This window comes from Sulfitobacter sp. M05 (assembly GCF_029285175.1).
Lineage (GTDB): Bacteria > Pseudomonadota > Alphaproteobacteria > Rhodobacterales > Rhodobacteraceae > Sulfitobacter.
In genome coordinates this window covers 627599-640271 of the sequence record NZ_JABEDH010000002.1, presented here as the reverse complement: position 1 = coordinate 640271, position 12673 = coordinate 627599, and the positions used below count along the sequence as shown (strand labels likewise).

Annotated in this window: 9 protein-coding genes; 8 read left to right on the top strand and 1 reads right to left on the bottom strand. The window is 57.4% G+C overall.

Annotated features, from left to right (window positions below):
* Positions 1-10: 10 nt before the first annotated feature.
* A complete protein-coding gene (locus HKX44_RS11250) occupies positions 11-625 on the bottom strand; it encodes an SCO family protein (RefSeq protein WP_276151419.1) in 615 nt (204 codons plus the stop codon).
* A gap of 99 nt (positions 626-724) precedes the next feature.
* On the opposite strand from HKX44_RS11250, the gene HKX44_RS11245 reads away from it, so the two are divergent.
* From HKX44_RS11245 to trxA, 8 genes are all read left to right on the top strand, one after another.
* The gene (locus tag HKX44_RS11245; protein ID WP_276151418.1) at positions 725-2110 is read left to right on the top strand and encodes an ActS/PrrB/RegB family redox-sensitive histidine kinase; all 1386 of its coding nucleotides are present in this window, start codon (positions 725-727) and stop codon (positions 2108-2110) included.
* A 112-nt stretch (positions 2111-2222) separates the two neighbouring features.
* Positions 2223-3722 carry a PAS-domain containing protein gene (locus HKX44_RS11240; RefSeq protein ID WP_276151417.1) on the top strand — a complete coding sequence of 500 codons (1500 nt, stop codon included), beginning with the start codon at positions 2223-2225 and terminating at the stop codon, positions 3720-3722.
* A 72-nt stretch (positions 3723-3794) separates the two neighbouring features.
* The gene (gene tsaE / locus HKX44_RS11235) at positions 3795-4268 is read left to right on the top strand and encodes a tRNA (adenosine(37)-N6)-threonylcarbamoyltransferase complex ATPase subunit type 1 TsaE (RefSeq protein ID WP_276151416.1); all 474 of its coding nucleotides are present in this window, start codon (positions 3795-3797) and stop codon (positions 4266-4268) included.
* The gene (locus HKX44_RS11230) at positions 4235-5263 is read left to right on the top strand and encodes a phosphotransferase (RefSeq protein ID WP_276151415.1); all 1029 of its coding nucleotides are present in this window, start codon (positions 4235-4237) and stop codon (positions 5261-5263) included. The genes tsaE and HKX44_RS11230 overlap by 34 nt, the downstream gene beginning before the upstream one ends.
* Positions 5251-5943 carry a nucleotidyltransferase family protein gene (locus tag HKX44_RS11225; RefSeq protein ID WP_276151414.1) on the top strand — a complete coding sequence of 231 codons (693 nt, stop codon included), beginning with the start codon at positions 5251-5253 and terminating at the stop codon, positions 5941-5943. The genes HKX44_RS11230 and HKX44_RS11225 overlap by 13 nt, the downstream gene beginning before the upstream one ends.
* Entirely contained in the window at positions 5936-8899 is a 2964-nt protein-coding gene (addB, locus tag HKX44_RS11220) for a double-strand break repair protein AddB (RefSeq protein WP_276151413.1), read from the top strand. Before HKX44_RS11225 ends, addB begins: the two co-directional genes overlap by 8 nt.
* Positions 8896-12276: a double-strand break repair helicase AddA gene (addA, locus tag HKX44_RS11215; RefSeq protein WP_276151412.1), complete on the top strand. Its 3381-nt coding sequence runs from the start codon at positions 8896-8898 to the stop codon at positions 12274-12276. Before addB ends, addA begins: the two co-directional genes overlap by 4 nt.
* A gap of 35 nt (positions 12277-12311) precedes the next feature.
* Positions 12312-12632, top strand: coding sequence for a thioredoxin (gene trxA, locus HKX44_RS11210; RefSeq protein ID WP_276151411.1), 321 nt, complete (start codon positions 12312-12314; stop codon positions 12630-12632).
* Positions 12633-12673 lie beyond the last annotated feature (41 nt).

Genomic DNA, 12673 nt, shown 5'->3' with positions numbered 1-12673 from the left:
AATGGGATCTCTAGGACGCGTTATCAATGAAACACCCGATTTGTTCGGCCATCACCTCAGGCGTCGTTTCGCGCCGGAAGTATTGAACAAACCCATCCTCGGGAAACACCAGATAGCTGAAGGTCGAGTGATCAACAAGGTATTCACCATCAACGTCCGGATGGGCCTTGTAATAGGTTTTATAGGCCTGACTGGCCGCTTTGACCTGTTCCGCAGAGCCGGTCAGCCCCACCATACGCGGGTGCATCACTTCGGCAAATTCACCCACAACTTCAGGGGTATCGCGGGCCGGATCAATAGTGATGAACACCGGCGTCACCATGTCACCGCGGCTTTCCAGTATTTCAACAGCAGCAGCATTGCGATCAACATCCAGCGGGCAAACGTCAGGACAATATGTATACCCAAAATAGATCAGCGACGGGGCGGTCATGACATCCGCGTCAGTGACCGTTTTACCCTGCGCATTGACCAGTTCAAACGGCCCGCCCAGATCACCGGCAACAGCAGAATCGCGGCATTGCGCAAACTTGTCACCCTTGCCGCCCTGCGATGTCATCCAAACCGTTCCCAACAGGAATGCGGCAGCAATACCAACAGCGGAAATTGTAATGATGCGGTTCATCTGGTCCTCCTGCGCCAATTGGCGCTCTTGATCGTTCTCAGGTGCAGACCTACGCTACAAAATCCCAGACGCAACGGCGAATAAACAAAAGGTGCGCAGATGACGCAGGCAACAATCCGCCCCCTTACAGGCCGCACCCGCGCCAACTGGATCCGGTTACGGACGATGATTGTGCTGCGCTGGGTTGCCATTGCCGGCCAGTTGACCGCAATCAGCGTGGCCCAGTTGATCTATGGTATGCAGTTGGAGCTTGGGCTCTGCTATCTGGCGGTGGGTGCATCGGTAATCGCCAACCTTATCGCCAGTTTCATTTTCCCCGAAAATAAACGCTTGTCCGAATTCGAAAACCTTTGGATGATCAGCTTTGATTTGTTCCAGATCGCGTTTCTGTTGTTCCTGACCGGCGGGCTGAACAACCCTTTTGCCCTCTTGTTGCTAGGCCCGGTCACCATTTCCGCAACAGCCCTCAGCCTGCGCTCTACGCTTGTGCTTTGCTCCACCGCGATTGTTCTGGTCACGCTTCTGTCGGTCTATCATCTGCCGCTGATGACACTGGACGGGGAACTCCTGAAGATCCCGCGACTGTTCATCTTTGGCCAGTGGACCGCATTGGTCATCGCCATCGTCTTTACCAGCGCCTATTCACGCCGGGTCACCACCGAAGTGCATTCAATGGGTGACGCATTGTCGGCGACCCAGATGGCGCTGGCCCGCGAACAGAAACTGACCGATCTGGGCGGCGTCGTGGCCGCCGCCGCGCACGAGCTGGGCACGCCGCTGGCCACGATCAAACTTGCCTCAACGGAGTTATTGAACGACCTCAAGCACAATCCCGAACTGGCCGAAGACGCTGCATTGATCCGTGATCAGGCTGATCGTTGCCGTGACATCCTGCGCGATATGGGGCGGGCCGGCAAAGATGATCTGCACATGCATCATGCGCCTCTTGAAACCATGGTGCTTGAAGCGGCGGAACCCCATATGGACCGTGGCAAAAAGGTGGTTCTGGCCCAGCTTCCAGATGACATTCATCGCAAAAGCCAGCCGACAATCCTGCGCCAACCAGAGATCATCCATGGGCTGCGCAATTTGATCCAGAATGCTGTTGATTTCGCCGACAGCACAGTCTGGATCGAAACCAACTGGTCGAACACAAACATTTCCATACGGATCATGGATGACGGTTCGGGCTTTCCGGCGCATATATTGGGCCGTATCGGTGATCCATTTATGAAAGACAGATCAAGGGCCCGCGCGTCTGCTGCCCGCCCGGAATACGAGGGGATGGGATTGGGGTTGTTCATCGCCAAAACCCTGTTGGAACGTTCGGGTGCGGTGCTGCGGTTCGCCAATGGCCGCGACAGGGTCGCAGAGCCAGCCAGAAAAGGTGCCGTAATCGAGGTGGTTTGGCCGCGCGACAAACTTCAGGTCGGCACCCAGACCGAAGCCGAGCTGGTTGGGCCAAACCAGAAGATCACGGCGTAGACACGCGCATTCGAAACTGGAATTTTAACATTCTGGCAGGGCGAATTAATGAAACCTTAACCTTGAAGTCCGACACTTAGCAGCAGGCGCCCCGCCCGAACGAGGCACGCATATGCTGACTGTTTTCGAACTCCTTCTTATCACTGCCGTCGCCGCGACCACTGTACTTATCACACGGTTTTTCTTGTTCGCACCGCGCGCAGCGACCGCCCCTGTCCCATCGCCACAAGCCGAACCTTTGTCCCTATTATTTGACAATGGTGTGTTGCATCACGCCAGCACCGCCGCGCTAAAACGATTTTCTTTTGTACCGGGCAGGCATGTTTGGGAGGATCTGCGCGATGCCTTGCTCGGCCAGTTTCCCGATCTTCCGGGTTCGGATGCCGCTGGCAAGATCAAGCTGCGTTCAGCACATGCCGGAGACCCGTTGGAAATAGAGATAAGTTGGCGGGATGGGCTGTGTTGGGTTCATCTGTACGCGCCTGTTGTCGCTGATCACGAGGTTACCACCACGCCACCGCAGCCCAGCCCGGCAAGGGACTGTATTAATACCATGCCGCATCCCGCATGGACAACCGACGCAGAGGGGCGCGTGATCTGGACAAACGACGCCTATGTCAAACTGGCGCGCCAAATTGGGAACCACACCGACACAACAAAGGATGACGCCCTCTTTGTGCTGGATGGCGCAAGCGATCCGCAAAGATGTGTGGTGGTCGACGCAACAGGCGAGAACGCGTGGTTCGAAGTTGTGCGTCATCCAACCCCAGACGGCCATATCAACCACGCGACGCCAATCACCGGTTTGGTTCATGCAGAAGAGGCCCAGCGCACATTTGTCCAGACCCTTGCCAAGACATTCGCCCATCTGCCCGTTGGTTTGGCGATCTTCGACAGGGAGGGGCAACTTGGCATATTCAACCCTGCGCTGGTTGATCTGTCCGGGCTACAGGCCAGCTTTCTGGCAACACAGCCGACCATGTTGGGCTTCTTTGATGCCCTGCGTGAAAACCGCCGGATGCCAGAGCCGAAGAATTACCAAAGCTGGCGACAGGATATTGCCGATGTCATCGCCGCCGCATCAGGCGGGCAATATCACGAGACATGGTCACTGGAAGACGGCCGGACCTATGCTGTTCAGGGCCGCCCGCATCCCGACGGCAGCACCGCTTTTCTGATTGAGGACATCAGTGCCGATGTCACACTCTCGCGCAGTTATCGCGCCGAGATCGAACAATTCGAGGCGCTTCTGGACACTGTGGATGAGGCATTGGTGGTGTTTTCCGCCAGCGGCATCCTGACATTTTGCAACGATGCTTACCGTGTTATGTGGGGCCAGACACCAGAGGCGGCATTTGCAGATGTTACCATCCATGACGCGGTCAAACTTTGGAAGTCGAAGGTGGAAGATGGCACCAAGCTATCGGGGTTGATCGGTTTTTCCACCTCCATCGGCCCGCGCCCCGAACAACGTTTCGAATTGAGCCTAAGTCAGGGTGACAAGCTGCGCTGTACACTAAAAACGCTGGCCGCAGATGCCACGGCGATCCGGTTTTGTCGCATTCCGACAGCCGCCCCCGCACCTGTGCCATCCGCGCCGGCACCCGCATAACGCCACCACCAGAAACGGAACCGTACGGCGCTTTCGACTTGCGTAGAGCGGGGCCGATTGTCACCATATGGCATGAACGAAAAACACCTCTCGATCCCGTCATCCTCTGCCGATCAGACATCAGACCTTGCAGCACTGCTGGCACCGGTTTTGTCCGCTGGCGACGTGATTTTGCTGCACGGTGATGTCGGTGCGGGCAAAACACATTTTGCGCGCGCCCTGATCCAATCTGTTCTGGGCCTTGCCGAAGATGTGCCTTCGCCGACCTTCACGCTTGTCCAGACCTATCCAGCCGGCGATTTCGACGTCTGGCATACCGATCTGTACCGGCTGACCTCGGTTCAGGAGATCGAGGAGCTTGGCCTTGTAGAAGCCTTTGAAACTGACGTCTGCCTTGTTGAATGGCCTGACAGGCTGGGGTCGCTGACCCCGGAACACGCGTTGACCCTTACCCTTGAAACAGGCACCTGCGATGACACGCGGGTGATCAATGCCAGATGGGCAGACCCGAAATGGTGCGACAAGTTAAGCCGGTGGAAAACATGACGGAACGCGACACGGAAATTGCCGGTTTTCTTGATCGGGCAGGCTGGGCACGGGCGCAGCGCAAGACGGTTGCGGGTGATGCCTCTGCGCGCAAATACGACAGGCTTTGCCAGCCGGACGGCGGCACGGCAATCTTGATGGATGCCGCCCCCGAAACCGGCGAGGACGTGCGCCCTTTTGTTGCAATAGCACAGCATCTGCGGGCAGTCGGGTTAAGCGCACCGGAAGTTTTTCATCAGGATACCGATGCCGGGTTGCTGTTAATCGAAGACTTTGGTGATGCGCTTTTTGCGGATTTAATCGCCGCCGATGCCGCGCAGGAAAGACTGCTTTATCAGGCCGCGGCTGATGTCCTGATCCACCTGCAATCAACACCAAAACCGAAGGTGCCTGCCTGCGATGCCGATTGGCTCTCTGAGATGATTGCGCCGCTGTTTGAATGGTATGCACAGGATGTCAGCCAAGGTGATCAGGCCGCGTTCGGCGCGTGTTTCCAGACCTTTGCCAAGACTGCGACGCAAGGCGAACAAACGTTGATCCTGCGCGATTTTCATGCACAGAACCTGATCTTGCTGCCGGATCGTACAGGCGTGCAGCGGGTTGGGCTGCTTGATTTTCAGGACGCGCTGGTTGGGCCAGCCGCCTATGATCTTGTGTCTATCCTGCAAGACGCTCGCCGGGACGTCGGCGTCGGGACAGAAGTGGATATTGTCAACTATGTTCTGGCGAAGACCGGGAAGGACCCTGCCACGTTCCGAACTAGCTATGCCATTCTTGGGCTGCAACGCAATTTGCGTATTCTGGGTATCTTTGCCCGCCTCTGCCTGCGCGACGGCAAGGCGCATTACGTCGATATGATCCCGCGCGTCTGGGGCTATGTCAGGCGCAATCTGGCCCATCCGGAACTGGCCGAGCTTTCCGCCCTGTTGATGCCCATGCTGCCCGAACCCACCCCGATCTTTCTGGAGCGCTTGAAACGCCAATGTCCACAGTGAGCTTTCCCGTGATGTTGTTCGCCGCAGGTTTTGGCACGCGCATGAAGGCGCTGACCCAAGACCGGCCCAAGCCGATGATCGAGGTTGCAGGCAAACCGTTGATTGATCACGCGCTGGACATCGCCAAGATTGCCGGCGCGGCGCCCATCGTTGCAAATCTGCATTACAGGGCCGCGATATTGGACGCGCATCTGCGCCCGCAGGGTGTAGAGACAATTGTCGAGATGCCCGAGATTCTTGAGACCGGTGGCGGGTTGCGTAATGCGTTGCCGTTGTTGGGCACCGGCCCTGTAATCACCCAGAATACGGATGCAATCTGGGCAGGTCCGAACCCGGTTCAGATGCTGCAACAGGCGTGGGATCCTAGCAGAATGGATGCACTGTTGATCTGTGTACCGACCGGTTCTGCCATCGGACACGCCGGTGACGGCGATTTCACCCTGTCAGAAACCGGCAGGATCAAACGCGGCCCCGGCACGGTTTATGGCGGCATCCAGATTATGAAAACCGATCTGCTGCACGGCATAAAGGAAGAGAAGTTTTCGCTTAATCTGGTGTGGAACAAGATGCTGGAAAACAACCGCCTGTTTGGCCTGTCCTACCCCGGGAAGTGGTGTGATGTCGGGCACCCCGATGGCATAACCCTTGCCGAAGAAATGCTGGACGCGCAGGATGTTTAAGCCGGACGAACAGCCCCGCGTCTTTGGCGTCAGCCCCGGTGTGGATTTTCCACGCGCTTTGGTTGACGGGCTGCGGCAACGGTTGCGGGATCAACCGCCAGAGGCCATCGCGCGGGTCGACCTGATTGTGAACACCCGCCGCATGGCGCGCCGCCTGCGCGAGATTTTCGATGCTGGTCCTGCCGGTTTCCTGCCGAATATCCGTCTGCTCAGCGACCTTGATACGCTGGTTCCCGGCCTCAGCGTACCGCCCGCAACGCCCGCTTTGCGCCGGCGTCTTGAACTGATCCAATTGGTTTCGCAACTGATTACCGCCGACCCAACCATTGCACCGCGCGCGTCACTTTATGCGCTTTCCGACAGCCTTGCGTCGTTGATTGACGAAATGCAGGGCGAAGGGGTGAGCCCGGAGGCCATCGCGAAGCTGGATGTTACGGATCAATCCGGCCATTGGGAGCGCGCCAAGAAATTCCTGGAAATTGCGAACAATTATCTGGACGGGATGGACACTGCCCCCGATGTGCAGGCCAGACAACGTCAGCTGACACAGATGATCATCGCACACTGGCAGGCACACCCGCCCCAGAACCCGGTTATCGTCGCCGGATCAACAGGATCACGCGGCACAACTTCGCTATTGATGCATAAGGTCGCCCGTCTGCCGCAAGGCGCTTTGGTATTGCCGGGGTTCGATTTTGCGATGCCGCTTTCGCAATGGCCTGTGCTAAGTGGCGACACCCCGCCCGAGGACCACCCGCAATACCGTTTCTTCGATATGATGCAGCAGCTGGACATCACCCCCCCGATCGAAAGCTGGGCAAGCACCCCGCCCCCGTCGGAGGCGCGCAACGCCCTGGTTTCACTATCGTTGCGGCCCGCACCCGTGACCGACACATGGCTTAGCGAGGGGCCGGACCTAGCAGATATCGATCACGCAACGCAGGATATCACACTGGTCGAGGCCTCAACCCCGCGTGAAGAGGCGCTGAGTATTGCGCTTAGGCTGCGCAAAGCGGTTGAAGACGGTCAAAAGGCCGCGTTGATCACACCCGACCGGATGTTGACCCGTCAGGTTACCGCCGCACTTGATCGGTGGAATATCCTGCCCGACGACAGCGCCGGCACGCCGCTGCATCTTTCACCGCCCGGACGGTTTTTGCGCCATGTTGCAGCGCTGTTTATGCGCAAGCTGGACGCTGAGGCTCTGCTGGTTCTACTTAAACACCCGTTGACCCACAGCGGTGAGGGACGCAATCAACACCAGCTTAACACCCAACTTCTGGAGATGCGGATCCGGCGTGAGGGGCTGCCCTATCCTGATGTAGAAGGGTTGTTGCGGGTCGGAACCATGGCCGCAGACAAGATCGAAGACCGGGACAACAACGCGGCGTTTATGGCCTGGCTGTCTTGGGTTGCTGAGACCTTTTGCAACCACACGGTTGAAGCAGAAAAATCTCTGTCAGATTGGGTTACGGGCCACATTACCCTGGCCGAAACCATTGCCGCCGGGCAGCCGGGTGAGGATTCGCGCGAGCTTTGGCGGAGAAAAGCGGGCCGCAAAGCGCGTGAAACCATTGATGCATTATGCGAACACGCCGTGCATGGTGGCCAGATGTCCGCAGCAGATTACGGTGATCTGATCGGAGCCTTGCTGTCGGCAGAAGAGGTGCGCGACCGTGACGCGCCACATCCGGATGTGATGATCTGGGGCACGCTTGAGGCGCGCGTGCAGGGGGCCGATCTGGTGATCATGGGCGGATTGAATGACGGCACATGGCCCGAGGCACCGGCACCCGACCCGTGGCTGAACCGCAAAATGCGTCTGGATGCCGGTATGCTTTTGCCCGAACGGCGCATCGGGCTTTCGGCACATGATTACCAACAGGCCATCGCGGCACCCGAAGTCTGGCTGACCCGTGCAATCCGGTCCGACGAGGCCGAAACCGTGCCCTCGCGTTGGTTGAACCGGCTTGAAAACCTGCTCAACGGGTTGCCCGACGGCAGAGGGAAGGCCGCGCTAAAAGAGATGCGCGCAAGAGGCGGATACTGGACCGGTCAGGTGCAGGCGATCGAAGCATTCCAGCGCGTCGACCCCGCGCCGCGCCCATCGCCGCGCCCGCCAGTTATCGCGCGCCCACATGCCCTGTCGGTGACAGAGATCAAACGGCTGATCCGCGACCCGTATGCAATTTATGCAAAACACACCTTGCGCCTGCGCCCTATTGATCCGCTGGTGCAATCGCCGGACGCCCCTGTACGCGGCATCATCGTTCACAAGATCATGGAAGTGTTCATAAAGTCGGTTTGCCAAGACCCGGACCGTTTGAACCGTGACCATCTGATTAAAATCACCCGTGACGTTCTGGCAGACGAGGTGCCTTGGCCTGCTGCGCGCCTGATGTGGCAAGCACGTGTTGAACGCATTGCAGACTGGTTTGTCAGGAACGAGCAACAACGCCAAAGCGTTGCGACACCGATGCTCTTCGAAGAAGCCGCCAAGGGGGTGCATGAATTCAAAGATTTGGGATTCAGGCTTAAGGGGTTTGCCGACCGGATCGACCGTACCGAGTTTGGCGATGTGTTGATTTATGATTACAAAACCGGCAATCCACCCAGCGCAAAAGAGCAAAAGTTTTTTGATAAACAATTGCTTCTCGAAGCGGCAATGATCGAAGAAGGCGGGTTTGAAAACGTCGGTGTTGCCACTGTTGCCAATGCCGTTTTCATCGGTCTGGGCAGCACACCCAAAGAGGTTTCCGCGCCTTTGGATGATGAACCACCCGCCGCCGTCCTTGCCGGTCTGCACAGGCTGATCGAAACTTACCTGTCTGCGCAGCAAGGGTTCACCGCCCGCCGACTGGTCAAAACCGAAGATGCCGCTGGGGATTATGATCAGCTGGCACGTTTTGGCGAATGGGATGGCACAACAGTTACAACACCGGAAGATCTGACATGACTCTCGATGACGCCACCCGTGACCAGATCGAAGCCGCCCGACCTGATGCCTCGACGTGGTTGGGTGCCAATGCGGGGTCTGGCAAGACGCGCGTATTGACCGATCGTGTGGCCCGCCTGTTGCTGAACGGAGTCGAACCACAACATATCCTGTGTCTGACCTATACCAAAGCCGCCGCATCAGAGATGCAGAACCGCCTGTTCAAACGGCTGGGTGAATGGGCGATGTTGCGCGACACGGACCTGCGCGCGGCGATGTCTGAACTGGGTGTCGCGGGCGCATTGGACGCGGCGCAATTGCGCAAGGCCCGCACTCTCTTTGCTCTGGCGATTGAAACCCCCGGCGGGCTTAAGATTCAAACCATCCACTCGTTTTGTGCGTCTCTGTTGCGGCGGTTTCCGCTTGAAGCCGGCGTTAGCCCACAGTTCTCGGAGATCGAAGATCGCGCCGCAGATTTGTTACGTGCTGATATTGTAGACGCGATGTCGGAAGGGCCGCAGGCCGATCTGATCAGCAATATCGCACGGTTTTACACAGGCGAGGATTTTGGCAAGCTGACCCGGCGCATTGTCGGTATGCGGGACGGTTTTGAAAAGCAGGTGACCCGTAGCGATATCCTTGGTCATTTGGGACAGCCCGGCGAACTTGATGCAGATATGGTTGAGGCCGGCGTTTTTTTGGGCGGCGAGGCGGAATTGATCGCCGGAATCGTGCCGCATCTGTTGGCCAAGGGCGGGAACGATGCAAAAGCCGGTGCGAAACTGCAAGAGATCAACACGGTAAATCTGGCCATTTTACCTGTGTTAGAGAGTGTTTTCCTAACCAGTAGCAGCGCCAAATCGCCGTTCACTGCCAAAATCGGCAGCTTTCCGACCAAAGCAACTCAGGCCGTACTGGGGGCATCAATGCACCAGCTGGAAGCGCTGATGTTGCGGGTCGAAGATACCCGAAACGCGCGGCTGTCGCTATTGGCCGCCGAAAAGGCAGAGGCCCTGCACCAGTTCGCCCATGCTTTCCTTCAGCGATATGAAAATGCCAAACAGTTGCGCGGCTGGTTGGACTTTGATGACCTGATCTTGCGCGCACGGGCCTTGTTACAAGACGAAAGAGTAGCCGCTTGGGTGCTGTACCGGATCGACGGTGGCATCGACCATATTCTGGTGGATGAGGCGCAGGATACATCGCCTCGACAGTGGGACATCATCGAATTGCTTGCGGATGAATTTTACAGCGGGTCGGGCGCGCGCGCCGACACGGAACGGACGCTGTTTGTTGTCGGCGACAAAAAGCAGTCAATCTATTCGTTTCAGGGCGCGGATCCGCTTGAATTTGACCGCAAGAGCAACGCCTTTGAAGCCAAAATTCAAACCGCAGGCCAAATTTTCCAACGGCGCAGTCTGGACTACTCTTTTCGGTCATCCAGCGCCATCTTGCGCTTTGTAGACACTGTTTTTGATCCAAGGCGGCAAATGGGGCTGGACGCAAACAGCCAGCATATCGCCTTTAAGGAAACCCTGCCCGGACGGGTTGATCTATGGCCGGTTATCGCCAAGGCCGAACCGGATGAAGACCGCCCGTGGACCGACCCGCTGGACCGGCGTTCGCAGCAACATCACACGGTCATTCTGGCCGAACAGATCGCCGCAAAGATCAAAGAACTGACAAACCCCGACAATCCGTCATTCATCCCAGATGACGGTAAAACCCGCGGAAGCCTCATCAGGCGCCCCATTCGCGCGGGCGACTTTCTGATCCTTGTGCAACGGCGCTCGGCACTTTTTGCCGAAATCATCCGCGCCTGCAAAGCGGCCGGCCTGCCCATTGCTGGCGCTGACAGATTGAAAGTCGGGGCCGAACTGGCGGTGAAGGATCTGGCCGCGCTGTTGTCTTTTCTGGCAACACCCGACGACAACCTATCGCTTGCCACCGCACTAAAATCGCCGCTCTTCGGATGGGCCGAGCAAGACCTGTTCGACCTTGCACACAAGAGAACCGCCTCAAGCTTGACGCAGGCCCTGCGTAGCCGCAGTGAGGAGTTTTCCGAAACCCTAAGTGTGTTGAACGACTTGCGTGGTCAGGTGGATTTCTTGCGGCCTTACGACCTGATCGAGCGGGTTCTTACGCGCCATGGTGGGCGGGAAAAACTGCTGGCCCGGCTTGGGCCGGAAGCTGAGGACGGGATCAACGCCATGTTGACACAGGCGCTGGCATACGAACGCAACGATATTCCAAGCCTGACTGGATTTATCCAATGGATGCAGACTGACGACCTTGAGATCAAGCGCCAGATCGACAGTGCTTCGAACCAGATCAGGGTGATGACCGTGCATGGGTCAAAAGGGCTGGAGGCGCCGATCGTAATTCTGCCCGACACTGGACGGCGGGACGTGGTGATCAAGGACGAGATTGTCGAAATGAACGCGGTTCCGGTCTGGAAACCCTCGGCTGATGCACTGCCCGAGGCAATGCGCGTGACGATCGAAGAGATGAAAGAAGCGCAATATGCGGAACGGTTGCGGCTGCTTTATGTTGCCATGACGCGGGCCGAAAAATGGCTGATGATTGCGGCGGCGGGTGATTTGTCCAAGGACAAGACCGACTGGTATCAGATCGCCGGGGAGGCCATGGGCCATGTTAACGCGGTTGACCTTAACGGCAGCGGCATCCGACGGTTTGAAGAAGGCGATTGGGACGATTTGGAGGTCGAGATCAGGCCCGAGAGTATAACTGAAACACCGGCATTAGAGCCTATTTTTAGCAAGACTCTGCCCGTATTTTCTCATGAGAAAGAAATTTTCTCCCCGTCTGATCTGGGTGGGAAAAAAGCCCTTGCCGGGACGGATGGCGAGGAAAGCGAACAGGCAATGGCCTATGGAACACTGGTGCATAGCCTGCTTGAAACTCTGCCCGGGTTGGAAGAGCCGGCGTTTTCAAATGCAGCGCGCCATTTGACCCTAAACGCCGCGCCTGAAGATGCGGACAGGGCCGTGGCCGAGGTGCGGCGCATTCTCGACACGCCGGCACTTGCACCGGTTTTCGCCCCCGAAACCCTGACGGAAGTGCCGATAACTGCGCCGCTGGGCGGCGAACGGCTGCACGGTATCATCGACCGGCTGATCATCGAACAAGACCGCATCCTATTGGTGGATTACAAGACAAACCGTACTGTCCCCGACACCGCCGCGGCCTGTCCTGACGGCATCCTGCGGCAAATGGGCGCTTATGCCATGATGCTGGCCCAGCTTTTTCCAAACAAACGCATCGAGACCGCAATTCTTTGGACCGCACCAGCGCGATTGATGCCTTTGCCGCACGATCTTGTGACAAGCGCAGTTGCACAGTCACCCTACCTTGACGGCGCGCATGTGCATTCATAGGTTCGCCCTAACGCAATTCTCAGCAGGAGAGCCCGATGGCCACGCTCGCAGTAACAGACGACACATTTGACGCAGAAGTTAAGCAGTCCGACATCCCCGTGTTGGTGGATTTCTGGGCTGAATGGTGTGGCCCATGCAAACAGATCGGCCCATCCTTGGAAGAGCTGTCCGCCGAGATGGACGGTAAGGTCAAGATCGTCAAAGTGAACGTGGACGAAAACCCCAATTCCCCCGCCCAGATGGGTGTGCGCGGCATTCCGGCGCTGTTCATTTTCAAGAATGGTGAAGTTGTTTCGAACATGGCAGGGGCCAAGCCAAAGGCGGCATTGCAAAGTTGGATCGAAGAATCAATCTAAGCTTTCTGTTAAGGTTCAAGATCACAAGGGCGTCCCATGCA